This is a genomic window from Marinobacterium marisflavi (assembly GCF_982447095.1).
Genome location: NZ_OZ457898.1, coordinates 783,408 through 808,936 on the forward strand (window position 1 = coordinate 783,408; position 25,529 = coordinate 808,936).

21 protein-coding genes and 3 rRNA genes are annotated in these 25,529 nt (G+C 51.8%); 23 read left to right on the forward strand and 1 reads right to left on the reverse strand.

The window, feature by feature from the left end; genetic code table 11:
* The 15 genes from ilvN to AC1WNR_RS03865 all read left to right on the forward strand — a co-directional run bounded on the left by ilvN (window position 1) and on the right by AC1WNR_RS03865 (window position 15,664).
* Window positions 1-492, forward strand: a complete 492-nt coding sequence (gene ilvN, locus AC1WNR_RS03795) for an acetolactate synthase small subunit (RefSeq protein WP_481643211.1) — start codon at window positions 1-3, stop codon at window positions 490-492.
* Between the two features lie 586 nt (window positions 493-1,078).
* On the forward strand, window positions 1,079-2,080 hold the full coding sequence (locus tag AC1WNR_RS03800; protein ID WP_481643212.1) for a BMP family lipoprotein: 1,002 nt from the start codon (window positions 1,079-1,081) through the stop codon (window positions 2,078-2,080).
* Between the two features lie 10 nt (window positions 2,081-2,090).
* Complete coding sequence (locus tag AC1WNR_RS03805) at window positions 2,091-3,677, forward strand: ABC transporter ATP-binding protein (protein WP_481643213.1); 1,587 nt, start codon at window positions 2,091-2,093, stop codon at window positions 3,675-3,677.
* Window positions 3,674-4,798, forward strand: coding sequence for an ABC transporter permease (locus AC1WNR_RS03810; RefSeq protein WP_481643214.1), 1,125 nt, complete (start codon window positions 3,674-3,676; stop codon window positions 4,796-4,798). The genes AC1WNR_RS03805 and AC1WNR_RS03810 overlap by 4 nt, the downstream gene beginning before the upstream one ends.
* Entirely contained in the window at window positions 4,798-5,772 is a 975-nt protein-coding gene (locus AC1WNR_RS03815; protein WP_481643215.1) for an ABC transporter permease, read from the forward strand. Before AC1WNR_RS03810 ends, AC1WNR_RS03815 begins: the two co-directional genes overlap by 1 nt.
* Before the next feature lie 22 nt (window positions 5,773-5,794).
* Window positions 5,795-6,760, forward strand: a complete 966-nt coding sequence (locus tag AC1WNR_RS03820; protein WP_481643216.1) for a nucleoside hydrolase — start codon at window positions 5,795-5,797, stop codon at window positions 6,758-6,760.
* Between the two features lie 515 nt (window positions 6,761-7,275).
* Window positions 7,276-8,103, forward strand: a complete 828-nt coding sequence (locus tag AC1WNR_RS03825) for a dienelactone hydrolase family protein (protein ID WP_481643217.1) — start codon at window positions 7,276-7,278, stop codon at window positions 8,101-8,103.
* A 144-nt stretch (window positions 8,104-8,247) separates the two neighbouring features.
* A complete protein-coding gene (pssA, locus tag AC1WNR_RS03830) occupies window positions 8,248-9,021 on the forward strand; it encodes a CDP-diacylglycerol--serine O-phosphatidyltransferase (protein WP_481643218.1) in 774 nt (257 codons plus the stop codon).
* 244 nt (window positions 9,022-9,265) lie between these two features.
* Window positions 9,266-10,264, forward strand: a complete 999-nt coding sequence (gene msrP, locus AC1WNR_RS03835; protein ID WP_481643219.1) for a protein-methionine-sulfoxide reductase catalytic subunit MsrP — start codon at window positions 9,266-9,268, stop codon at window positions 10,262-10,264.
* Window positions 10,265-10,268: 4 nt separating this feature from the next.
* On the forward strand, window positions 10,269-10,886 hold the full coding sequence (locus AC1WNR_RS03840) for a protein-methionine-sulfoxide reductase heme-binding subunit MsrQ (RefSeq protein ID WP_481643220.1): 618 nt from the start codon (window positions 10,269-10,271) through the stop codon (window positions 10,884-10,886).
* Entirely contained in the window at window positions 10,883-11,077 is a 195-nt protein-coding gene (locus tag AC1WNR_RS03845) for a DUF2970 domain-containing protein (RefSeq protein WP_481643221.1), read from the forward strand. The genes AC1WNR_RS03840 and AC1WNR_RS03845 overlap by 4 nt, the downstream gene beginning before the upstream one ends.
* 106 nt (window positions 11,078-11,183) lie before the next feature.
* On the forward strand, window positions 11,184-12,620 hold the full coding sequence (coxB, locus tag AC1WNR_RS03850; protein ID WP_481643222.1) for a cytochrome c oxidase subunit II: 1,437 nt from the start codon (window positions 11,184-11,186) through the stop codon (window positions 12,618-12,620).
* The gene (ctaD, locus tag AC1WNR_RS03855) at window positions 12,617-14,218 is read left to right on the forward strand and encodes a cytochrome c oxidase subunit I (RefSeq protein WP_481643223.1); all 1,602 of its coding nucleotides are present in this window, start codon (window positions 12,617-12,619) and stop codon (window positions 14,216-14,218) included. Before coxB ends, ctaD begins: the two co-directional genes overlap by 4 nt.
* A 1-nt stretch (window position 14,219) precedes the next feature.
* The gene (locus AC1WNR_RS03860; protein WP_481643224.1) at window positions 14,220-14,798 is read left to right on the forward strand and encodes a cytochrome c oxidase assembly protein; all 579 of its coding nucleotides are present in this window, start codon (window positions 14,220-14,222) and stop codon (window positions 14,796-14,798) included.
* Window positions 14,795-15,664 (forward strand): cytochrome c oxidase subunit 3, encoded by an 870-nt coding sequence (locus AC1WNR_RS03865; RefSeq protein ID WP_481643225.1) that lies wholly within the window; start codon window positions 14,795-14,797, stop codon window positions 15,662-15,664. The genes AC1WNR_RS03860 and AC1WNR_RS03865 overlap by 4 nt, the downstream gene beginning before the upstream one ends.
* Window positions 15,665-15,673: 9 nt before the next feature.
* Here AC1WNR_RS03865 and AC1WNR_RS03870 read toward each other — a convergent pair whose 3' ends face one another.
* Window positions 15,674-15,877, reverse strand: a complete 204-nt coding sequence (locus AC1WNR_RS03870) for a DUF2909 domain-containing protein (RefSeq protein WP_481643226.1) — start codon at window positions 15,875-15,877, stop codon at window positions 15,674-15,676.
* A 3-nt stretch (window positions 15,878-15,880) separates the two neighbouring features.
* Here AC1WNR_RS03870 and AC1WNR_RS03875 point away from each other — a divergent pair, with 3 nt between their 5' ends.
* From AC1WNR_RS03875 to rrf, 8 genes are all read left to right on the forward strand, one after another.
* Window positions 15,881-16,624 (forward strand): SURF1 family protein, encoded by a 744-nt coding sequence (locus tag AC1WNR_RS03875; RefSeq protein ID WP_481643227.1) that lies wholly within the window; start codon window positions 15,881-15,883, stop codon window positions 16,622-16,624.
* On the forward strand, window positions 16,621-17,070 hold the full coding sequence (locus tag AC1WNR_RS03880; protein ID WP_481643228.1) for a hypothetical protein: 450 nt from the start codon (window positions 16,621-16,623) through the stop codon (window positions 17,068-17,070). The genes AC1WNR_RS03875 and AC1WNR_RS03880 overlap by 4 nt, the downstream gene beginning before the upstream one ends.
* Window positions 17,071-18,075: a COX15/CtaA family protein gene (locus AC1WNR_RS03885; protein WP_481643229.1), complete on the forward strand. Its 1,005-nt coding sequence runs from the start codon at window positions 17,071-17,073 to the stop codon at window positions 18,073-18,075. It abuts the gene before it with no gap.
* Window positions 18,059-18,958: a heme o synthase gene (cyoE, locus tag AC1WNR_RS03890; RefSeq protein WP_481645358.1), complete on the forward strand. Its 900-nt coding sequence runs from the start codon at window positions 18,059-18,061 to the stop codon at window positions 18,956-18,958. Before AC1WNR_RS03885 ends, cyoE begins: the two co-directional genes overlap by 17 nt.
* A gap of 105 nt (window positions 18,959-19,063) precedes the next feature.
* Entirely contained in the window at window positions 19,064-19,666 is a 603-nt protein-coding gene (locus tag AC1WNR_RS03895) for a Yip1 family protein (protein WP_481643230.1), read from the forward strand.
* Window positions 19,667-20,188: 522 nt separating this feature from the next.
* Window positions 20,189-21,728: ribosomal RNA gene (locus AC1WNR_RS03900) — 16S ribosomal RNA — on the forward strand.
* Between the two features lie 238 nt (window positions 21,729-21,966).
* Window positions 21,967-24,852 (forward strand): 23S ribosomal RNA (locus AC1WNR_RS03905).
* 234 nt (window positions 24,853-25,086) lie between these two features.
* Window positions 25,087-25,202: ribosomal RNA gene (gene rrf / locus AC1WNR_RS03910) — 5S ribosomal RNA — on the forward strand.
* The 16S, 23S and 5S rRNA genes sit together here, the layout of an rRNA operon.
* Window positions 25,203-25,529 lie beyond the last annotated feature (327 nt).

The window sequence follows — 25,529 nt, forward strand, 5'->3', positions numbered from 1 at the left end:
ATGCGTCATATAATTTCTGTTCTGCTTGAGAACGAACCGGGTGCTCTGTCACGTGTTGTTGGGCTGTTTTCACAGCGTCAGTACAACATCGAGTCGCTGACGGTTGCACCAACTGAAGACCCAACGCTGTCACGTCTGACTGTAACCACTATCGGTAACGACCGCGTGGTCGAACAGATCACTAAGCAGCTGAACAAGCTGGTAGACGTGGTTAAGGTGGTCGATCTGTCTGAGGGTGATCACATTGAGCGCGAGCTGATGATGATCAAGCTCAAGGCCAACGGCCAGATGCGCGCAGAGATCAAACGCACCTGTGACATCTTCCGCGGTCAGATCATCGACGTAACACCAAACGCCTACACTGTTCAGCTGATCGGTGATTCATCGAAACTCGATGCGTTCATCGCGGCACTGGGTACAGCTTCTATTATGGAAGTTGTGCGCTCGGGTGTTTCGGGTATCGCGCGCGGTGAGAAGGTTCTTAGCGTTTAAGCTGGAACCGTTCTCAGCATCGAAAGGAGGCCTCGGCCTCCTTTTTTGATGTCCAAATCCAATGTAGGAACGTAATTTATTGCGCGATTCTGGCCTTGCACTGGCTTAACCCGTGGGCCTATTACCCTAAATTTATGGCAGAAGCGAACCCTGTATACCCTCCCCAGACCCGCTCGAGTACATCCGTGTAACGCTTCGCATTTGCCATCCATGGCAAATGAGAGTCTGGGGAGGGTACACAGGGCCCGCTTTACCTAAGAAAATAGCCCTCCTATCACCGCGTAGTTCAGGCTTGGGTTAGCTCGAGCGTGCCCTGCGTTACCTTCTTAGAATCTCATTTCACATTAGAGTGAAGCGTTACAGGGATATGTTCAGGGACGAACGGTATGCTGCGCGACGCAGGAGCAAGCGCGCAGCAGTACTCGAGCGGGTCTGAGAAGGTAATGCAGGGTGCGATCGGGCAATCGTTGGACGGGAATCTATACTCTTGTTTTGCCGGTTCTTTGGGGATAAGGTTGGACAACTAGTTGGTGTAACTGACCTGGACAATAACTACGTAAATCCTTCATTAAGAAAGGGGAACCTCATGAAAAAAGCAGTGCTGAAAACCCTAGCTCTCTCTGTTGTACTGGCCTCGGGTGCGCAGGCCGCGGATCTGAATCCAGCGGTTGTGTTCGATATGGGCGGCAAGTTTGATAAGTCGTTCAACCAGTCTGTATACGACGGCATGGAGCGATTTAAAGGCGAGAGCGGTGTTAACTACCGTGAATTTGAGGTGACCAATGCGTCCCAGCGCGAGCAGGCGATTCGTCGATTCGCGCAGCGTGGTGCTAACCCGATTATTAGTGTCGGCTTCGCGCAGGCAGCAGCGGTAGACGTAGTTGCGGGTGAGAACCCAGACGTAAATATTACGCTGATTGATATGGTGGTGGATAAGCCAAACGTTCAGTCGGTTGTATTCAAGGAAGAGCAGGGCTCTTTCCTTGTAGGCCTGCTGGCAGCAATGAAGTCAGAGACCGGCACAGTCAGCTTCGTTGGTGGTATGGATATTCCGCTGATTCGTAAGTTTGCCTGTGGTTACGCTCAGGGAGCGAAGTACGCTAATCCTAACGCGACTGTTATCAGTAACATGACTGGTACTACGCCAAGCGCGTGGAACGATCCAGCTAAGGGTACAGAGCTGGCGGTGAGTCAGTTTGACCGTGGCTCTGATGTTGTATTCGCAGCTGCGGGCGGTACCGGCGTCGGTGTTTACCAGGCAGCGGCTGATGCGGGTAAGTACGCAATCGGTGTCGACTCTAACCAGAACTACATGCATCCGGGCACAATGCTCACCTCCATGGTTAAGCGCGTTGACGTTGCGGCGTACAACTCACTTAAGGCGATGCAGGATGGCACTTGGCAGGGCGGCTTCCAGTCACTGGGTCTAGCGGAAGGCGGTGTAGACTGGGCGCTGGATGAGCACAATGCTGCGCTGATCACCGATGAGATGAAAGCAGCGGTTGAAGCGGCTAAACAGGCCATTATTAGTGGTGAGCTGAAAGTTCACGACTACATGTCAGATAACACCTGTCCAGCACTCGACTAAGAGGTCGCGAGTGACAGACGTACAACAACAGGGCCAGCAGGGCCCTGTTTCTCATGCAATTCGTCTCGAGAAAATAAACAAAAGCTTTGGCGCTGTGCATGCCAATGCGGATGTTAGTTTAGCGGTTGAGGCAGGCGAAATTCATGCGATCGTTGGGGAGAATGGCGCCGGTAAATCCACGCTAATGTCTATCCTTTACGGTTTCTATTCGGCCGACTCCGGCCGTATCTTTGTGGCCGACTCTGAGGTCGAGATCAGCGATTCGAAAAAGGCGATTCAGCTCGGAATTGGTATGGTGCACCAGCACTTTATGCTAGTGGAGAACTTTACTGTTCTAGAGAACATCGTACTGGGTGCTGAGGGGCATTGGTCGCTGAGTGTATCACTAGGCAGTGCGCGCAGGCGTCTGCAAGAGATTTCAGATACCTATGGCCTATCGGTTGATCTGGATGCGTTGATTTCTGAGCTGCCCGTTGGTTTGCAGCAGCGCGTCGAGATTCTCAAAGCGCTCTATCGTGGCGCACGTATACTGATTCTCGATGAACCTACAGGAGTGCTGACACCCCAGGAGGTAGATCAGCTTTTCGCTATCCTACGCACTCTAAAACAGCAAGGCGTCAGTGTATTGCTGATCACACACAAGCTGCAGGAGGTGATCGCGATTAGCGATCGCGTCTCGGTGATGCGTGGTGGGCGAATGGTCGATACGCTGAATACTGCGTCTACAAACCGTGAAGAGCTTGCTGAGTTGATGGTTGGACGTAAAGTTCTTCTTCGAGTCGATAAAGAGAGTGCGAAACCCGAGAAGGTGTTGCTCGCAACTCAGCATCTGACTTGGGTTGATGATTCCGGTGTGCCGCGTCTTGATGACGTCAGTTTTGAAGTGCGAGCCGGAGAGATTGTTGGTATTGCTGGAGTCTCTGGTAACGGTCAGACAGAACTACTCAGAGTACTGTCCGGTATGCTGGATGTGCAGCGGGGCAGTGTAGAGATCGATGGCACCACCATGGACGCGAAGCAGCAAATGACACCCAAGCAGGTGCGTCATCTTGGTGTTGGGCATGTGGCAGAGGACCGTCACCGCGACGGAATGGTCGGCGCTTTTGAAGCGCAAGAGACCGCCATTATGGGCTTCCAGGATGAGCCCGAATTTAATCGCTCTGGCTTGCTAGATCGAGCGGCGATCAACCAGCACTGCGTTGATCTGATGAATGAGTTTGACGTGCGCCCGGCGGCACCCACTCTCAAAAGCGGCGGTTTCTCTGGCGGTAACCAGCAGAAGCTGGTGATTGCGCGTGAGATGGCACCTAAGCCAAAGATTCTTCTGGTTGGCCAGCCCACTCGTGGTGTCGATATCGGTGCAATAGAGTTTATCCATCAGCAGATTGTTGCCCTTAGGGATGCGGGAAGTGCGGTCCTAGTTGTATCGGTCGAGCTGGAGGAGATTCTCTCGCTCTGCGACCGCATACTGGTTATGTCTGAAGGCCGAATAGTTGGTGATGTTCTAGCATCCGAGACAGATGCCCGGTCCTTGGGTCTGATGATGTCGATTTCACGCGGTGGAGAACAGCAGGAACAACAGGAGCCGTTGCAGTGAGTAAACGAGCTAAGTTACCCGTTTGGGCAGATGTTGCCCTGATTCCGCTGATCAACGTCACTCTGGCATTTTTAGCCGCGGGTGTGGTTGTTGCCCTGATTGGTGAGAATCCGCTAGCTGCGGTTGAGGTATTAGTGCGTGGAGCCTTCGGATATGACGAGGGGGTCGGCTATACCCTCTATTACACCACCAACTTCATATTTACTGGTTTGGCCGTTGCGGTGGCTTTCCACGCGGGGCTGTTCAATATCGGTGGGGAAGGGCAGGCTTATATCGGTGGCTTGGGCGTGGGGCTGGTCTGTTTGGCCCTAGATCATCTGATGCCCTGGTGGATGCTGTTGCCGTTGGCGATCGGAGCTGGGATGCTGTTTGGTGCAGCCTGGGCGTTTATTCCCGGGTATCTGCAAGCCTATCGCGGTAGCCACGTGGTCATTACAACCATCATGTTTAACTTCATCGCCTCGGCTTTGATGGTTTATTTGCTGGTTAATGTGCTAATTAAACCGGGTCAGATGGCTCCAGAGACGCGTGATATAGCTGACAGTGCCAGTCTTCCGTTGATGCACGAGCTATTCGCCCAGTTCGGCATCAAAATCACCCAGACTCCACTGAATCTATCGATCTTTGTTGCTCTGATCGCGTCCTTCCTTGTCTGGGTGCTAATTTGGCGAACACGCTGGGGCTATGCGATTCGCATGATTGGCCATAATGAGTCGGCGGCTGTCTACTCGGGCATCAATCCGAAGAAAATGGTCGTAGTTGCCATGGCGATTTCCGGATCGCTTGCGGGGCTAGTAGCCATCAATGAAGTGATGGGTGCTCAGGGGCGCATCGTTCTCGACTTTGTGGCCGGTTCAGGTTTCACCGGTATCGCAGTAGCGCTGATGGGTCGCAACCATCCGGTCGGTATTATTCTGGCTAGTCTGCTCTTTGGCGCGCTCTTCCAGGGCGGTGCTGAACTCGCTTTTGAGTTCTCTACGATCACCCGTGACCTCGTTGTGGTTATCCAAGGTCTAGTTATTCTATTCTGTGGTGCGCTTGCCTATATGATGCGCGCTCCTTTGGAGCGTCTATTTGGGCTGTTGAGTGGGCGCGCTGCTAAGCCAGAGGAGTCGCGCTGATGGATATCTGGGTTCAGCTGATCTCCGCGCTAGATTCGACCCTGCGCTTGGCAACGCCACTCATTCTCTGTGCAATGGCGGGCCTGTTCTCAGAGCGCTCGGGCATAGTAGATATCGGTCTAGAGGGGAAGATGCTGGCTGGCGCATTCGCTGCTGCGGCTACCACGGCCGTCACTGGTTCAGTATGGCTCGGGTTGCTAACAGCGATGGCGGTCTCTATCGCGATGGCGCTGCTGCATGGTTTTGCCTGTATTACCCATCGTGGTGATCAGGTCGTATCGGGCTTGGCGATCAACATACTGGCAGCGGGCTTGTCTGTGGTCTTGGGTATCGCCTGGTTTAAACGCGGCGGCCAAACCCCGTCCTTGTCGGGCGATCAGCGTTTCGGGCCGATCGAGTTTCCTTTTGCTGAAGCACTCTCGGATGTGCCGTTAGTCGGGCCGATCTACTCGGATCTGATTAGCGGCCATAATCTACTGGTTTATTTGGCTTTCTTGGCTGTGCCGCTTACCTACTTTATCGTCTATCGGACCCGTTTCGGACTGCGTTTACGTGCCGTGGGTGAGAATCCACAAGCGGTCGACACCGCGGGTATCTCTGTGGCCTGGTTGCGCTATCGTGCCGTGATTATGGCGGGCCTGTTCTGTGGTTTGGCAGGCGCCTATCTCTCGATTGCGTTAGGAGCGGGTTTTGTGCGGGATATGTCAGCCGGTAAGGGATATATCGCCTTGGCGGCACTGATATTCGGCAAGTGGCGCCCAGTGACTGCTATGTTTGCTTGCTTGCTATTCGGCTTCCTAGAAGCGCTAGCAACCCGCCTACAGGGCGTTGATCTACCTCTAGTGGGTCAAATTGAAGTGCAGTTTATGCAGGCACTGCCGTATGTACTGACGGTGATCCTGTTGGCCGGCTTCATTGGTCGTGCAATCGCACCTAAAGCGATCGGCGTACCCTACTCAAAAGATCGAGCCTAGACACTATAAGCCTGGACGAATAATGAGCGATCAGATGCACAAGATGATTATCGATACGGATCCTGGTATCGACGATGCGATGGCGATATTCACCGCCATGGCGCACCCACAGATTGACCTATTGGGCCTAACGACCACCTACGGTAACGTCTCGGTTGAGCAAGCGACGACCAATGCGCTAAAACTCGTTGAGATGGCTGGCCTCGATATACCCGTTGCTAAAGGCGTTGCGACACCTTGGTTTAAGCCCCTAGCTCCCTTTCCCGATTTTGTTCATGGCGTTGACGGTTTCGGTAATCTGAATCTGGACGCTCCCCAGCGCACGCCAGTTTCTCAAAGTGCCGCTGAATTTATTGTCGAACAGGTGAATAGACATCCGGGCGAAATCTCGCTGGTGGCCATCGGCCCGCTAGGCAACTTGGCTACCGCTCTGCATCTCGACCCTGACCTGCCAAATAAAGTGAAGCAGGTGGTCATCATGGGTGGTGTGATCGCCACCGACGGCAATGTTTCTCCCGTTGCAGAAGCTAATATCCTCTCCGATCCACACGCGGCAGATCGCGTTTTCGCTGCGCCGTGGAAACTAACCATGGTCGGCCTGGATGTAACTCATTCCATCATGGTGCCCCGATCGCTCTTTGAAGAGATCGCTGAACAGAACCCAAAAGTTGGTGCCTTTATGCGTGACTCAGCCAAGTTCTATATCGACTTCTACTCACAGGTGCGGGATATAGACGGCTGCTACGGGCATGATGTCTCGGCGGTGATCTACGTCGTTCAACCCGAACTTTTTGGAACCGTTTCTGGGCCTGTCTGTGTGGCTACAGAGGGTTGCGCTATTGGCCAAACCATCATGAGCCGCTATGGAATTCCTTACCCGCTCTCTCACTGGAATGACCGACCTGCGCAACATGCGTGTATGACGGTTGATGACCAAGGCGTTCTTAAAACCTTCAGAGAGTCGATGACCTCTTCTTATTGGAGCTAGTCCCAGGGCGAGCGGACCCGGATACCCCTTTCTGGGCCCGCTCGAGACTTCCCTGTATCGCTTCGTGTTTTACTGCCGCGCGCTTGCTCCTGCGTCGCGCGGCATACCGGCAATCCATGGCCATATCCATGTAAAACAAGATCCCTGAAAGGTACTCCCAGAGCTTCTCTCCATACCTTCGTTCAGCACCATTCTTGTGTTTTTTGAGCGATGGTCAGTAGCGGAATTTAGTCTCGCCTTAGGATTGAGCTCTGCTGCGCTGTGTACCCTCCTGAGAGTCTTGATCGCATGGATGCGATCACGAAGCCTACAGGGACGTATCCACGGCGTCTCTCAGGAGGGTATACAGGGTTGTAGAGCGTCGCGGGCTTAAAAGTCACATAATCTCTATAAGTCATTATCAGTAAAGAGAAATTTTCGCGATCACTGGATGAATAAGGATCTGAGCTCAAAACCACATCGTATTGGCCAGAGTGTTCATAACAAAGCCTACTCTGAGGCGAGGAGAGCTACCGATGTGTACTGAGATCGGATGTGGTTACAAGAATTCTGACAAACCGTTGCCAACTGCAACGGATCAGCAGCGTCGACTGTTTTTGAAAGGTATGGCTGCACTACCGCTGGCGGTTGTGTTGGCAGACCCTAAATTGGCAGCGGAGGCAGGACATAAGATGCCGACGGTTGAGGTCAGCTTGCCCGATGGTTCGATGGCAACAGCTGATATTGCTCTACCTGCCACTACGGAGAAAGCGCCAACTGTGCTACTGATCCACGAATGGTGGGGTCTGAATGATCAAATCCGTGCGGTTGCGAATGAGCTGGCAGAGCAGGGTTACATAGCTCTGGCGGTGGATCTTTACGATGGCCAGTACGGCGGCACCCCGAAAGAGGCGATGGCTCTGATGCGTGCGCTGAATCCGCAACGTGCCACTGATACGCTGGTGGCGTGGGTCGATTGGCTGAAAAATCATGAGCGTTCGAATGGTAAGGTCGCAACTCTGGGGTGGTGCTTTGGTGGCGGCTGGTCACTCAATGCGTCCTTGGCGACTTCAGTTGATGCAACGGTTATCTACTACGGGAATGTGGCTAAGAGCGCTGATGATCTTGCGAGCTTGAACTCGCCGGTACTGGGTCACTTTGGCACGTTGGATAAGAACATCAACGAAGAGATGGTTGCAGGGTTTGAGTCTTCGCTAAAGGCGGCTGGAAAAACCGATTACACCCTGCACTGGTATGAGGCCGACCATGCCTTTGCAAACCCTAGCGGTGCGCGTTACGACGAGGCTGATGCTGCGTTGGCTTGGGAACGTACTAGTGAGTTCTTAGCGGCAAATCTTAGCTAGGCAGTAGCGCTTTCGATCATGCCTCGGCACTTCTTGGGGGATAGGGTGTCGGGGCTTTTTCATCTTTCACAAAACATCCTCAAGTGAACTTTATGCCTGAGCAGATTTTTCGATACAATAGGGGATCTTCTACAGGAACTCCTCATGTCTGATCAGAATCAAAGCGACGACCTTAAACCACAGGTCGACGGACCTAACTCTAACGATGACGAGAGTGCGAAGCGTCCTCGAGGCGTTTACCTACTTCCCAACCTTTTCACTACCGGCGCGCTCTTCTCTGGATTCTATGCCGTTATTGCTGGCATGAATGGTCATTTTGAGGCTGCTGCCATCGCGATCTTCGTGGCGATGGTATTTGATGGCCTTGATGGTCGCGTTGCGCGCATGACTAATACTCAGAGTAAGTTTGGTGCCGAGTATGACTCCCTCTCCGACATGGTTTCGTTCGGTGTTGCACCTGCGCTAGTCGCCTTCACCTGGAGTCTGAATGAGGCGGGTAAGTGGGGTTGGCTCGCGGCTTTCATTTATTGTGCCTGTGCAGCCCTGCGACTCGCCCGTTTCAACACGCAGATTGGTTCAATGGATAAGCGCTTCTTCATGGGGCTTCCAAGCCCTGCTGCCGCTGCAACAGTAGCCGGTTTGATCTGGTGGGCCGACGTAGAGGGTTGGAGCCCTGAGGGCGTTGCCGGTTTAATCGCTGTCTATGTAGCTATTATCGGGCTGCTGATGGTCAGTAATGTGCTCTATCACAGCGGCAAAGAGTTTAACCTCAAAGGACGCATATCATTCCCCAAGATGATCATTGTCGTTCTAGTCGCAGGCTTCATCTCCACCGAACCCCAGCTCTGGCTCTGGCTGATCCTGCTGGGTTACACAATCTCTGGCCCAATCCTTTGGCTGAAAAGAAAAGCCTCCTAACTCCCTGGGAGTTAACCGGTTACCAGCGCTGGCGCTAGACTGCCTGCCGGGAGGGTGTTTGTCAGATTGTTGACAGCAGGGATGCTGTCACCAAGCCCCCATGGACGGGTTCACGGCGTATCTGACAAATACCCTCCCGGTAGGCGCTCCAAAACATCCAGTGCTGTAATCCGTTAAACGAAAATATATGTAAGGAGAGAGTAAGTTCACCGACTAAACTGTAAACGAACAGTGCGAGGTCCATATGCTTATTCTCAAACCTAACAAGATTCCTTCAAGCGAAATCACTCCTGAGTCGGTTTACCTGAACCGACGTCGATTTATGCAGGCCTTTGCCGGTATGGGGCTGGCGGCAGCAGCGATGCCTGCTTCAGCGCTGCTCTCGCCGGGTGAGACTGAGCTCCCTATCTACCCGGGACCTACTTGGCTGCAGCCAAAACTGAAGGCAGCACCGACCACCATTGTCGCCGAAGATGATGTGGCGCCTTATGACGCGGTCATCACTCACAACAATTTCTATGAGTTTGGTACAAAGAAGTCAGATCCGTTCGAGAAGGCTCAGGATTTCAATACGGACCCTTGGAAGGTTGAGGTGAGCGGAGAGGTTGAAAACCCCGGTGTTTATAACCTCGAAGATCTGATCGCTAAAGTGGGTCTGGAAGAGAGAGTTTATCGGCTCCGCTGCGTTGAAGCCTGGTCGATGGTGATTCCTTGGATCGGATTTGAACTGGGTTCGCTGCTCAAACAGTTTAACCCCACCTCGAAAGCCAAATACGTTGAGTTCGTGACGCTTGTTGATAAGGATCAGATGCCTGGCCAGCATGGATTCTTCAGTTCGTTGGACTGGCCCTACACCGAAGGGCTGCGGATGGACGAGGCGATGCATCCGCTGACGTTAATGGCGGTTGGTCTCTATGGAAACTCGCTGCCGCCGCAAAATGGTGCCCCGTTCAGGCTGGTAGTTCCATGGAAGTACGGCTTTAAGAGTATCAAGTCGATTGTTGCAATTCGGTTGACTGAAACTATGCCCAAGGCGACTTGGAATCAGACAGCTCCCAATGAGTACGGTTTCTACGCCAATGTGAACCCTAAGGTTGATCATCCGCGCTGGAGTCAGGCGACTGAGCGACGTCTGCCGGCAAGCTTGTTAAACCCTCGCATCATCGATACGCAAATGTTCAACGGTTATGCCGATGAGGTTGCCAGGCTCTACAGCGATATGGACCTAACTAAGTGGTATTAACGCTATGTTAGTCGCTCAGAAGCTCGCGTCTCTGCGTTGGGGGTGGATCGCTCAGTGGTGGCTTGTATTTCTCGCAGCGCTACTACCCTTGCTGCTGCTCATCGATGCTGTAATCGGCAACCGGCTTGGAGCAGACCCTGCCAAGACGATTGTTGATGAGCTGGGTACCTGGGCGTTGATCTTCTTGTGGCTTACGTTGTCCATCACACCGGCTCGAAGGCTTTTTAACTGGCGCAAGCCGCTGCTTTTTCGTCGAATGATGGGGTTGTATGCCTTCTTTTATGCGGTGCTTCACTTGGCCTCGGTGGGCACCTTCATTTTAGGTTGGCGTGCAGACCTGATTGTGCGCGAGGTAACCGAGCGTCCTTATGTCATTGCCGGCTTCTTCGCCTTCCTACTTTTAATACCGCTCGCGGTCACATCAACAAGTGGTTGGCAGGCGCGTTTGGGACGAAAGTGGAGGTCGCTCCATCGTTTGGTCTATCCAGCGTCTGTTTTGGTCCTGCTGCATTTCGTTTGGCTCATCCGAGCGAGCTACGCAGAGGCCCTTTTATACGGATTGCTACTTGCATTTCTACTGGGAATACGTTTGTATTACACCCGCAATGGGAGGACCAGATGAACTCATTTTTTAGCGCTATGCGCAGTACGCTCTCAAGTTTTCTTGGAGTGCAATCTGAAAAACAGCGTGAAGAAGATTTCACTAACGGTCGTCCGATTCACTTCATAGTGAGCGGGGTAATACTTGCAGCGGCATTCGTAGTGGTCGTAATGCTGGTTGTTGAAGGGGTATTGGCACTCGCCCAGAAGTGACATTGCAGGCTCGCAGTAATGGAATAAAGTCTGCGGGCTGGTTACACAATAATCACAAAAGAAACGCGTCTGCCGGATGATCTTCGGTTGATACGAGAGGCCAAGCATGGAAATAAGAAAAAATATCCTGCGAGGCAGCCTTTTTGGTGCGTTGACGATGCCATCAGCTGCTTTTGCAGAGTGGGGTCTGAACATGCCATCAGGTGTGACTGAGATTAGTCGCTCAGTCTTCAGCCTTCACATGACTATTTTTTGGGTTTGTGTCGCCATCGCCGTAGTGGTGTTTGGTGTCATGTTCTACTCAATGTTCCACCACCGGAAGTCTCGTGGTGCTAAATCGGCACACTTTCACGAGAACACCACTGTCGAAGTTATCTGGACCGTCATTCCTGTTGCGATTCTTGTCGCGATGGCAGTGCCCTCGGCGGCGACTCTGATTGAGATGTATGATCCCTCCGATGCTGAGATCGACGTTCAGGTCACCGGCTATCAGTGGAAGTGGAAGTACGATTACCTCGACGAAGATATCAGCTTCTTCTCGAATCTCTCGACCTCTCGTGACGCGATTTACAATGCAGAACAGAAAGGTGAAAACTACCTGCTAGAGGTAGATAACCACCTAGTTGTTCCGGTTGACACCAAAATCCGTTTCCTGCTTACAGCCAACGATGTAATCCACAGCTGGTGGGTGCCAGATCTGGCTGTCAAGAAGGATGCTATCCCAGGCTTCATCAACGAAGCGTGGACCATCATTGAAAAGCCAGGGATCTACCGCGGTCAGTGTACTGAGCTCTGTGGTAAAGACCACGGGTACATGCCAGTTGTTGTAGAAGCCGTAAGTAAGGAAGACTACGCCTCTTGGGTGGCAACGGTTAAGGCAGAAGCCGCAGCTAAAGCTGACCTTGCTGGCAAAACTTGGACTCTCGACGAGCTGATGACCGAAGGTGAACAAGTTTACCTGAAAGCTTGTGCTGCCTGTCACCAGCCGAATGGTGAAGGTTTGCCAGGCGCGTTCCCTGCACTCAAGAATAGCCCAATCGCTGTTGGCGACGTTGCAGCACACATCGATATCGTAGTTAACGGCAAGCCAGGCACTGCGATGCAGGCCTACAAAGACCAGCTGAGTGCGGTCGAGATGGCTGCGGTTATCACCTACGAGCGTAACGCTTGGGGTAATAATACCGGCGAAGCGGTTACGCCAAATCAGATTGCTGACATGTCTTGGGATATGGACCGTCTGATGACCGTCGGTGAAGAAGTTTACGGCAAGGCTTGTGCAGCCTGTCACCAGCCAAACGGCCAGGGTATTCCTGGTGCGTTCCCCGGTTTGGTTGGCACCGACATCGTTATGGGCGATATCGGCGCGCACATCGACATCGTCGTGAACGGTAAAACCGGCACTGCGATGCAAGCTTTCAAAGATCAGCTCTCTCCTGAGGAGATTGCAGCAGTTGTAACCTACGAGCGTAATGCTTGGGGTAATAATGTGGGCGACAGCGTGAAGCCATCAACTGTGGCTAGCTGGAATGGAGGTGAAAAATGAGTACTGCTGATATCACTGCAGAACACCATGACGAACACCACGACCACGGTCCGGCTAAGGGACTGAGTCGTTGGTTATTCACTACCAACCACAAGGACATCGGTTCGATGTACCTGTGGTTCAGTTTGGCGATGTTCCTGATCGGTGGCTGTATGGCCCTCGTCATCCGAGCAGAGCTGTTCCAACCGGGTCTGCAGCTTGTTGAGCCTGGTTTCTTTAACCAGATGACAACCATGCACGGCCTGATCATGGTATTCGGTGCAGTAATGCCTGCCTTTGTAGGCTTGGCTAACTGGATGGTGCCAATGATGATCGGTGCGCCTGATATGGCGCTGCCACGCATGAACAACTGGAGCTTCTGGATTCTGCCGTTCGCTTTCGGCATGTTGTTGCTGACGCTGTTCATGGACGGTGGTGCACCGAACTTCGGTTGGACCTTCTACGCTCCGCTTTCAACAACCTACGCGCCTGACAGCGTGACCTTCTTCATCTTTGCTGTGCATATGATGGGTGTCAGTTCAATCATGGGTGCGATCAACATCGTAGCAACCATTCTGAACATGCGTGCTCCAGGCATGACGCTGATGAAGATGCCACTGTTCGTTTGGACCTGGTTGATCACTGCATACCTGCTGATTGCTGTAATGCCAGTACTGGCAGGCGTAGTAACCATGATGTTGATGGATATCCACTTCGGTACCAGCTTCTTTGATGCAGCTGGCGGCGGTGACCCTGTACTGTTCCAGCACGTGTTCTGGTTCTTCGGTCACCCTGAGGTGTACATCATGATCCTGCCTGCGTTCGGTATTGTGAGTGCGATCATCCCGACCTTTGCTCGTAAGCAGCTATTCGGTTACGCCTCAATGGTTTACGCAACGGCATCTATCGCATTCCTGTCGTTCATCGTGTGGGCTCACCACATGTTTACAGTCGGTATGCCGCTGGCTGGCGAACTGTTCTTTATGTTCGCAACCATGCTGATTGCGGTACCAACAGGCGTTAAGGTGTTTAACTGGATCGCGACCATGTGGCGCGGTTCTATGACATTCGAGACTCCAATGCTGTTCGCGCTGGCGTTCGTAATTCTGTTCACCATCGGTGGTCTATCGGGTCTGATGCTGGCGATTGCACCAGCTGACTTCCAGTACCATGACACCTACTTCGTTGTGGCTCACTTCCACTACGTACTGGTGCCGGGTGCTATCTTCTCGATCATGGCTGCGGTTTACTACTGGCTGCCTAAGTGGACTGGCCACCAGCTCAACGAAGCTGCGGGTAAATTCCACTTCTGGATGAGCTTTATCGGTGTAAACATCACCTTCTTCCCGATGCACTTTATCGGTCTTGCGGGTATGCCTCGTCGTATCCCTGACTACGCGCTGCAGTTCGCTGATTTCAACGCGGTAGCTTCAGTGGGTGCATTTATCTTCGGTCTGTCTCAGTTGATTTTCGTCTGGAACGTTATCCAGAACATCCGCACTGGCAAGAAAGCTGAAGCTAAATGCTGGGAAGGTGCAGAAGGTCTGGAGTGGAGTGTTCCTTCACCAGCGCCTTACCACACCTTCACTACGCCTCCACAGATTGAGGGAGCAAAGTAAGATGAGCGTAGCCGCAGACACTAAAAAGCTTGTGACTCGCCTCGTGCTCGGAACGGTTCTGATGTTCGGTTTCGGCTTCGCGATGGTGCCTATCTACAACGTCTTCTGTGAGATCACCGGTCTCAACGGCAAGATCACGCGGACAGGTGAGTCAGAGCAGCCGCTAGTCGTTAATCAGGACCGAACCGTCAAAGTACGGTTCATCTCTGTGTTCAACGAGGAGATGCCTTGGGAGTTCGAGCCAATGCAGAAGGTCTACAGGGTTAATCCTGGGCAGATGCAACAGACTGCATTCATAGCGACAAATCCGACGGCAAATAACATGGTAGCGCAGGCGATTCCTTCGGTATCGCCTTCTGAAGCTGCTCAGTACTTGCAGAAAGTGAACTGTTTCTGTTTCGACAGGCAGCCACTGGATGCTGGCGCGACAGCGGAAATGCCCATGGTATTCTTTATCGACCCAGAGATTCCAGAGCACTTAGACTCTATTACGCTCTCATACACCCTGTTTGATATTACTGATCAGCAGGAGGTGGCTGAGGCGAAAAACGATAATAACGACAAGAGGTCAACCCTATGAGTGCAACTACGGAATATTACGTTCCAGCGCAGAGTCGCTTGCCGATTCTCGCATCTATCGCACTTTTCTTGATGGCATTCGGCGCTGGCGGGATGCTCAATGAGAGTTCGTACGGCGGTATAACACTGTTAGTCGGTGCACTAGCAATGATTGCAGTGGTATATAACTGGTTTGGTAAAGTCATTGAGGAGAGTCACCAGGGGCTCTACTCGGCGCAGATGGATCGCTCCTTCCGATGGGGTATGAGCTGGTTCATCTTCTCAGAAGTGATGTTCTTCGCGGCCTTCTTCGGTACGCTTTTCTATGTGCGCACGTTCGCGGTGCCATGGCTTGGCGGTGAAGGCGATAAAGGCGTGTCAAACATGCTTTGGGAGGGTTTCACAGCTCAGTGGCCGCTGATGGAGACTCCGGGGGATAAATTCTCTGGTCCTGAAGGTATCATCAGCCCATGGGCGCTCCCGCTGGTCAACACTGTTCTGCTGGTAACCTCGAGTTTCACCCTGACCTTCGCTCATAAAGCGCTGGTACATGGCGGTACCCGCGAGAACGTTATCAAGTGGATGTGGGTGACTATCGCTCTAGGCGTTGTGTTCCTGTTCTGCCAGGGTTACGAGTACTACGAAGCATACAACCACTATGGCCTTACTCTGCAGTCAGGTATCTACGGTGCAACTTTCTTCATGCTAACTGGTTTCCACGGCGCGCACGTAACGCTGGGTACCATTATGATGATCATCATCACTCTGCGTCTGATGAAAGGTCACTTTACCGCTGATAATCACTTCGGTTTCGAAGCGACAGCTTGGTACTGGCACTTCGTAGATGTAGTGTGGATCGGTCTGTTTATCTTCGTATACGTGTTCTAAGCGGTTTAGTTACCAAGGTACATTAGAAGATAGCTGCCCCGTCGTGAAGCCTACTACCAGTATCACCAGTAGTGCGATACTGAAGATGACTCGCCACATTAGGCGGTTAACGGTACTAGGATTTCCGGCGGGGCTTTTCATTAGAGAGTAAAGGCTCGAGAAGAGAGCGATCACAATCGCTGCGAAGAAAAGAACTACAATAGCGCGGTACATAATGTGAACTCCGAAGTTAGTGAGCAGAGTAAACCTGACAAACGTTCAACTTTCAATCGCTTACAGTTGGTGTTTGGTCTGATCTTCCTTCCCGTATTTGTTTCGCTTGGGTTTTGGCAACTTGATAGAGCCGACCTAAAAGAGTTACGTCAAAAAGAGTACGATGCGGCACCGCGGCAACTATCTGATGCCTCTGAAGCGGAGCGTTTACTCGCCGGACGGTTGCTTCAGCCGATTAAATCGGTGATATCTAAAACCGACGGGCGGTACTTCTTGTTAGACAATCGCACCCTTGAGGGTAGAGCCGGCTATGAAGTTATGTTGCCTGTTCAGGTAGGGCAGGGTTGGATGCTCGCGAATCTAGGTTGGGTTCAGGCCAATCCTGATCGGCGGATTTTGCCGGATCTGGATCTTGGTCAAGATGAGCGATTTGAGATTGAGGGCGTGCTCTCATTGCCCGAGAATCTAATCCAGCTAACTGAGACTATGCCCGAGGGGACTGACTGGCCGTTGCGAATTCAGTCGATCGATCTACAACTTTTCGGGAAGATGCTTGAATTGCCTGTTGAGCCGATCCTTGTCAAAGTTTACTCTCAGATCGACGAAAATATTGCTCCTCATAAAGCGGCGCTTAACTCAATGCCGCCTGAGCGGCACATAGGATACGCCGTCCAGTGGTTCGGATTAGCCATTGCTATGTTTATTTGGCTTGTAGTTTCGATGTTTATTTCAAGGAGAGAAAGTTGAATTCCAGAAAAGTCACCATGCTGTTGATTCTCGGTAGTTCTGTGCTGCCGATTATACTAGCGGTCGTGGTCTATTTTGGCGGTTTTGCCCCGCAGAGCTCGATTGCAAAAGGTGAACTCCTTGATCCTGTCCTCACTGTAGAAGAGTGGGGCGGTGAGGCTGAAGTATTCTCCGGCAGCTGGAGCATTCTCAAGACTCAAGCGGGTGCCTGTGACGCGGCCTGTGACCAGAGTTTGGAGCCGCTGCGGCGCGTACACGATGCGCTGGGTAAAGAGGCTGATCGTGTGCAGGTAGTTGGCTTGGGTTCGGATAAGACGTCTCTAGAGCCCGGGATTTGGATAGTCGATCCCCTAGGTAATCTGGTTATGCGTTACTCATTAGAAGCCGAACTAAAGGGCTTGTTAGCAGATCTAAAAAAATTATTAAAAGTATCGAGGATTGGTTAAATGACAGCATCACGTGTAGTGAATGGTGCGATCATCTTTGCCCTAGTAGTTATCCTACTCGGCGGCTGGACGCGCCTGAATGATGCAGGACTTGGATGTCCGGATTGGCCGGGTTGTTTCGGCACCTTAGTTTTACCAGCAGATCAGGCGAAGGTCGAAGCTGTGGCACCGCATTTCGGTGTGGAAGAGGTAGACATGTTCAAAGGCTGGTTGGAGATGATCCACCGCTACGCCGCATCTCTTCTGGGTTTAATCATTGTGTTCATTGCGGGTATCGCTTGGAAGAACCGTAAGGTGGAGGGTTACCCTGTGAAACTCAGCTACACCCTGTTAGCACTTGTTATTGCTCAGGGAGTCTTCGGTATGTGGACTGTTACGATGCTGCTGCTTCCAATAGTCGTGACAACGCACCTAATGGGCGGTCTGACAACGCTCACGCTGTTGGTGTTGTTGCGACAAGCGCTGGGACGTATGAAAGAACCAGTCAAAACGAGTCCCCGTCCTCTGGTTAAGCTGCTGTTCCTCGCGCTGTTCATCCAGCTCTTCTTGGGTGGTTGGACCAGCACAAACTACGCGGGTTGGGCTTGTAGCGACTGGGTCTACTGTCATCAGGATTATGATACGCAATATGACTTTGCAGAGGCGCTCAACCCGGTTATGGACCCAACGATCAATCATGAAGGCGGCTCCATGTCGATTGAGGCGCGTACTGCGGTGCAGGTTATCCATCGATTTGGTGGGCTGTTCCTGGCGCTGGTATCGTTGGCGGTAATCTTTAAATATTGGTCGCAGGCAAATGCTAGACCGGCACTATTGGCCTTGGCGGCAACACTCAGCCTACAGATCGTGTTGGGCTTTATGAATGTCATTTACATGGTTCCGCTGAATTTGGCTACTGCGCACCATGGTGTTGCGATACTCGTGCTATTGAGCGCACTGAAAGTAAACGGAAAACTCAGAACTGAATCTAAAGAGGTCTACCATGGCAATGTCGCAACCGCATGAGTCATTGAATGCTCGCCCGACATGGAAGGACTTCGTCGGTCTATGTAAGTTAAACGTTGTTGCTGTAATGGTGCTTACCCTGGTTGTGGGTGTCTGTTTGGCCGTGCCGGGTGCTCCGCCGCTTGATACGCTGATCATCGCCTCTTTGGGAGTTGGCTTAGCCTCTTCATCAGCAGCGGCGATTAACCACGTTTTAGATCGGAATATCGATCACAAAATGGCGCGTACCGCTGGCCGTCCATTCCCGCAGAGCCGAATGACGCCGCAAGCTGCGCTTACTTTCGCTGCAATAATCGGTGTGCTAGGAATCGGTATGTTGGCGATCTGGGTCAACCTGCTGACCGCTTGGCTTACGCTGTTCGCGTTGATTGGTTATGCGGTTATCTATACTGCCGTGCTGAAGCGTGCGACTCCACAGAATATTGTTATCGGTGGTGTGGCTGGTGCTGCGCCTCCGTTGCTTGGTTGGACTGCAGTCACTGATTCCGTCGGCGGACAGGGTTTGCTGTTGATGCTGATCATCTTCGCGTGGACGCCACCGCATTTCTGGGCGCTCTGTATCGCGCGCAAAGACGACTACGCCCGTGCAGGTATTCCCATGCTTCCAAACACCCATGGTTTAGCATACACACGCCTGCAGATCTTCCTTTACACGCTGATAATGATCGTCGTCACTCTATTGCCCTTTGTGACGGGTGGGAGTGGATTGATCTACCTCATTGGTGTGACCGTTTTGAATGTGCGCTTCCTCTACTGGGCTGCTAGACTGATGTTTATCAGGGATATGGCTGATTCCATGCGTATGTTCAAGTACAGCATTTATTACATCATGGCACTATTTGTTGTGCTGCTAGTTGATCACTACTGGAGGGTAATGGCCTAAGACTTGGAGAGCGAGGGCAAGGAAAGCTTCATCAAACCGTAAAACAACAATAACAAACCAAAAGTCGACTAAACTTACTTCAAGGCTAGTTGAGGGGAGAGAACAATGTTCCTACAGCATCTAATGGGTGTGATATACAACCCACGTAAAGAGTGGCGAGCAATCGAAAGTGAGAATTACACAAGTAAGCGCATTTTCTTCTCGCAAATTGCGCTTCTGGCGCTCATTCCATGTATCTCGTTCTTCATCGGAACGACGCAGATCGGCTGGAGCATATCCGGTGGAGAGTACGTTAAACTCTCAACCGATAGTGCGCTGGCAGCTGCGGTTGGTTTCTATTTTGCAATTTGGGTGGGTGTTGCTTTCATCGCTGCCACCATCCATTGGATGGAGAGCACCTATGGCGGTAAGGCCGACTTGAACGCCTGTGTTGCGTTGACCACCTTTACTGCAGCTCCACTTTTCCTTGCCGGCCTCTCAGGTCTCTATCCAGTTCTGTGGTTCAACGTGATCGTTGGTCTGATCGCTGTCTGCTATTCGGTTTACTTGCTCTACTCAGGTGTGCCAGAGATCATGCACATTCCTGAAGATCGAGCTTTCTTCTTCTCGACGTCGATTCTCACAGTAGGCCTCTGTGTTCTAGTTGGCGTGATTGCAACCTCTGTAATCGTATGGGTTGAAGTGGCACCGCTGACTTACACTGGCTAAATCTCAAACTCGATCTATACTGAAAACCCCGTTGGCGATCGAGTATCGTTAGCGGGGTTTCTTTTTTCTGTTGTCAGTATTTATTGGCAAGCGTCAAAAGAATTTTTTATCGATGTGTTGACACTCGTTGAGATTGGCGTATTATTCGCGCTCTCGATTCGGGGGTTAACCCAGTAAGAAGTCGAGACAAGAAAGTCTAAGTGGTTGTTTTATAACCAGAATTGGCTTATCGGAGTGCAATCGCAGGTTTTGAATTAAAGTAAAAATACTGCAAATAATGATTGACTTCAAAACTGAGCGCGGTACTATACGCGCCTCGCTTGGGGAGACAGCGGCAACGCGGTCTACCGGATACAAGCAACGCTCTTTAACAAATAGATCAAGTAATGCGTGTGGGCGCTTGTTGGGATTAGGCAACAAAGCTTAATCAAGACAAGCAACCTATATGTGAATTCATTTAGCGTAATGTTTTTCTTGAGCAGATTTAGATGGAAAGCCTTCGGGTTTGAAATCGAAAACTTTTAACTGAAGAGTTTGATCATGGCTCAGATTGAACGCTGGCGGCAGGCCTAACACATGCAAGTCGAGCGGTAACAGGGATAGCTTGCTATCTGCTGACGAGCGGCGGACGGGTGAGTAACGCGTAGGAATCTACCTAGTAGTGGGGGATAAGCCAGAGAAATTTGGTCTAATACCGCATACGTCCTAAGGGAGAAAGGAGGGGATCTTCGGACCTTTCGCTATTAGATGAGCCTGCGTAAGATTAGCTAGTTGGTGAGGTAAGAGCTCACCAAGGCGACGATCTTTAGCTGGTCTGAGAGGATGATCAGCCACACTGGGACTGAGACACGGCCCAGACTCCTACGGGAGGCAGCAGTGGGGAATATTGGACAATGGGGGCAACCCTGATCCAGCCATGCCGCGTGTGTGAAGAAGGCCTTCGGGTTGTAAAGCACTTTCAGATGTGAGGAAAGGTGAGTAGTTAATACCTGCTTACTGTGACGTTAACATCAGAAGAAGGACCGGCTAACTCCGTGCCAGCAGCCGCGGTAATACGGAGGGTCCGAGCGTTAATCGGAATTACTGGGCGTAAAGCGCGCGTAGGTGGTTTCGTCAGTCAGATGTGAAAGCCCAGGGCTCAACCTTGGAACTGCACCTGATACTGCGGAACTAGAGTACGATAGAGGGGAGTGGAATTTCCGGTGTAGCGGTGAAATGCGTAGAGATCGGAAGGAACACCAGTGGCGAAGGCGACTCCCTGGATTGATACTGACACTGAGGTGCGAAAGCGTGGGGAGCAAACAGGATTAGATACCCTGGTAGTCCACGCCGTAAACGATGTCAACTAGCCGTTGGGTAACTTGATTACTTAGTGGCGCAGCTAACGCGATAAGTTGACCGCCTGGGGAGTACGGTCGCAAGATTAAAACTCAAATGAATTGACGGGGGCCCGCACAAGCGGTGGAGCATGTGGTTTAATTCGAAGCAACGCGAAGAACCTTACCTACTCTTGACATCCAGAGAACTTTCCAGAGATGGATTGGTGCCTTCGGGAACTCTGAGACAGGTGCTGCATGGCTGTCGTCAGCTCGTGTTGTGAAATGTTGGGTTAAGTCCCGTAACGAGCGCAACCCTTGTCCTTATTTGCCAGCACTTCGGGTGGGAACTCTAAGGAGACTGCCGGTGACAAACCGGAGGAAGGTGGGGACGACGTCAAGTCATCATGGCCCTTACGAGTAGGGCTACACACGTGCTACAATGGCCGGTACAGAGGGCTGCGAACTTGCGAGAGTAAGCTAATCCCAGAAAACCGGTCGTAGTCCGGATTGCAGTCTGCAACTCGACTGCATGAAGTCGGAATCGCTAGTAATCGCGAATCAGCATGTCGCGGTGAATACGTTCCCGGGCCTTGTACACACCGCCCGTCACACCATGGGAGTGGACTTCACCAGAAGTAGCTAGCTTAACCTTCGGGAGGGCGGTTACCACGGTGGGGTTCATGACTGGGGTGAAGTCGTAACAAGGTAGCCGTTGGGGAACCAGCGGCTGGATCACCTCCTTAAACGATAGCCGAGTCCTGGCAAGCGTTCACACGCATTACTTGATACTGACCTTCTCTTTGAGAGATCAGTATTTTGTCGCTCTTTAAAAATTTGGATCTGAAAAAGTCGTGCTAATTGACCTACTCTAGCCGGGTAGGGAGTTAGCACAAGATTGTCTTGTATTGTTTGATACAAGCGCCAACCGGCGTAATCAATCGTTACGAACCATTCAGTTGATCAGACACCTTCGGGTTATATGGTCAAGTGAATAAGCGTGCACGGTGGATGCCTTGGCAGTCAGAGGCGATGAAGGACGTTGTAACCTGCGAAAAGGTTCGGGGAGCTGGTAAACAAGCTTTGATCCGGACATGTCCGAATGGGGAAACCCACCCGCTTGCGGGTATCTCTTTACTGAATATATAGGTTTAGAGAGGCGAACCTGGGGAACTGAAACATCTAAGTACCCAGAGGAAAAGAAATCAACCGAGATTCCCTTAGTAGCGGCGAGCGAACGGGGACCAGCCCTTAAGCTGTTTAAGTCTTAATAGAACACTCTGGAAAGTGTGGCCATAGTGGGTGATAGCCCCGTATATGAAAAGTCTTTTACAGTGAAATCGAGTAGGACGGGACACGTGTTATCCTGTCTGAATATGGGGGGACCATCCTCCAAGGCTAAATACTCCTGACTGACCGATAGTGAACCAGTACCGTGAGGGAAAGGCGAAAAGAACCCCTGTGAGGGGAGTGAAATAGACCCTGAAACCGTGTACGTACAAGCAGTGGGAGCCGACTTAGTTCGGTGACTGCGTACCTTTTGTATAATGGGTCAACGACTTACTTTCAGTAGCAAGCTTAACCAGTAGGGGAGGCGTAGGGAAACCGAGTCTTAATAGGGCGCATAGTTGCTGGGAGTAGACCCGAAACCGGGCGATCTATCCATGGGCAGGTTGAAGGTTGAGTAACATCAACTGGAGGACCGAACCGACTACCGTTGAAAAGTTAGCGGATGACCTGTGGATCGGAGTGAAAGGCTAATCAAGCCCGGAGATAGCTGGTTCTCCTCGAAAGCTATTTAGGTAGCGCCTCATGTCTCACCTTGGGGGGTAGAGCACTGTTTCGGCTAGGGGGTCATCCCGACTTACCAACCCGATGCAAACTCCGAATACCCAAGAGTGCAATCATGGGAGACACACGGCGGGTGCTAACGTCCGTCGTGAAAAGGGAAACAACCCAGACCGCCAGCTAAGGTCCCAAAGTTCTAGTTAAGTGGGAAACGATGTGGGAAGGCTCAGACAGCTAGGAGGTTGGCTTAGAAGCAGCCACCCTTTAAAGAAAGCGTAATAGCTCACTAGTCGAGTCGGCCTGCGCGGAAGATATAACGGGGCTCAAACTAGACACCGAAGCTGCGGATGCCTTAGGGCATGGTAGAGGAGCGTTCTGTAAGCCGTTGAAGCGGAAGCTGTAAGGCACCGTGGAGGTATCAGAAGTGCGAATGTTGACATAAGTAACGATAAAGGGAGTGAAAAACTCCCTCGCCGGAAGACCAAGGGTTCCTATCCAACGTTAATCGGGGTAGGGTGAGTCGACCCCTAAGGCGAGGCTGAAAAGCGTAGTCGATGGGAAGCAGGTTAATATTCCTGCACCTCGCATAACTGCGATGGAGAGACGGAGAAGGCTAGGCTAGCGCGGCGTTGGTTGTCCGCGTTTAAGGATGTAGGCTGAGGAGCTAGGTAAATCCGGTTCCTCTTAAGGCTGAGATCTGATGACGAGCTTCTATATGAAGTGAAGTAGTTGATGCCCGGCTTCCAGGAAAATCTTCTAAGCTTCAGGTTATGTGGGATCGTACCCCAAACCGACACAGGTGGTCAGGTTGAGAATACCAAGGCGCTTGAGAGAACTCGGGTGAAGGAACTAGGCAAAATGGCACCGTAACTTCGGGAGAAGGTGCGCCGGTTTTGGTGATGGGACTTGCTCCCTAAGCTGAGGCCGGTCGAAGATACCAGGTGGCTGCGACTGTTTATTAAAAACACAGCACTCTGCAAACACGAAAGTGGACGTATAGGGTGTGACGCCTGCCCGGTGCTTGAAGGTTAATTGATGGGGTTAGCTTAGGCGAAGCTCTTGATCGAAGCCCAAGTAAACGGCGGCCGTAACTATAACGGTCCTAAGGTAGCGAAATTCCTTGTCGGGTAAGTTCCGACCTGCACGAATGGCGTAACGATGGCCACACTGTCTCCACCCGAGACTCAGTGAAATTGAACTCGCTGTGAAGATGCAGCGTACCCGCGGCTAGACGGAAAGACCCCGTGAACCTTTACTATAGCTTCACACTGAACTTTGACCTTACTTGTGTAGGATAGCTGGGAGGCTTTGAAGTGGAGACGCCAGTCTTCATGGAGCCAATCTTGAAATACCAGCCTGGTAACGTTGAGGTTCTAACTCAGGTCCCGGAACGGGATCGAGGACAGTGTGTGGTGGGTAGTTTGACTGGGGCGGTCTCCTCCCAAAGAGTAACGGAGGAGCACGAAGGTACCCTCAGGCTGGTCGGAAATCAGCCAATGAGCGCAAGAGTATAAGGGTGCTTGACTGCGACACAGACACGTGGAGCAGGTACGAAAGTAGGTTCTAGTGATCCGGTGGTTCTGTATGGAAGGGCCATCGCTCAACGGATAAAAGGTACTCCGGGGATAACAGGCTGATACCGCCCAAGAGTTCACATCGACGGCGGTGTTTGGCACCTCGATGTCGGCTCATCACATCCTGGGGCTGAAGCCGGTCCCAAGGGTATGGCTGTTCGCCATTTAAAGTGGTACGCGAGCTGGGTTTAGAACGTCGTGAGACAGTTCGGTCCCTATCTGCCGTGGGCGTTTGAGATTTGAGAAGAGTTGCTCCTAGTACGAGAGGACCGGAGTGAACGAACCTCTGGTGTTCCGGTTGTCACGCCAGTGGCATTGCCGGGTAGCTATGTTCGGACGGGATAACCGCTGAAAGCATCTAAGCGGGAAGCCCCCTTCAAGATGAGATCTCACTGGACCTTTAAGGTCCCTAAAGAGCCGTTCAAGACTAGGACGTTGATAGGCTGGGTGTGTAAGCGTTGTGAGGCGTTGAGCTAACCAGTACTAATTGCTCGTGAGGCTTGACCATATAACGCCAAAGTTGTCTGAGGTGTGCTGATTAGAAGCGCATCAAGATGAACAACTGAGTGGTTTAAGATTGATTACGGTTGTAGCTTGTAGCAAACCAATACAACAGAAAGACAAACAGACTTTTTCACTGATCTGACTTAATAGGGTCAGACAGACAAGATCCGAATTAGCTAGTAGCAGTGCAGAGCAGCAGCGAAGCACATAGAAAGCGCAAAACTAGCAACCAGTTTTGCCTGGCAACAATAGAGCCGTGGAACCACCTGATCCCATCTCGAACTCAGTAGTGAAACGCGTCATCGCCGATGGTAGTGTGGGGTTTCCCCATGTGAGAGTAGGTCATTGCCAGGCACCTAATAAAGCAAAAACCCCATCCACGCTGTGGATGGGGTTTTCTGCTTTATAAGCCACTGCAAGCAGTGGCTACACGACAAGTTCAAGGTAGAGTCACATTGAATCTCTACCTCAGCGTACTCTGACTGGCACTCTGAAATAGCAGCCTTGCAGGCTGCAGTAGGTCACCGCTCTCGCGCATCCATGCGCTTCGCGGCATTCGGCCATCCATGGCCATCATTGCCGATCGCTGCGCGATCCCTTATCCCGATACTCCTCGTCTTCAGAAGTTACGCGCCGAGATATAAAACCCAACCGGTAGGTGTCCTGAGACTCTTGATTTAC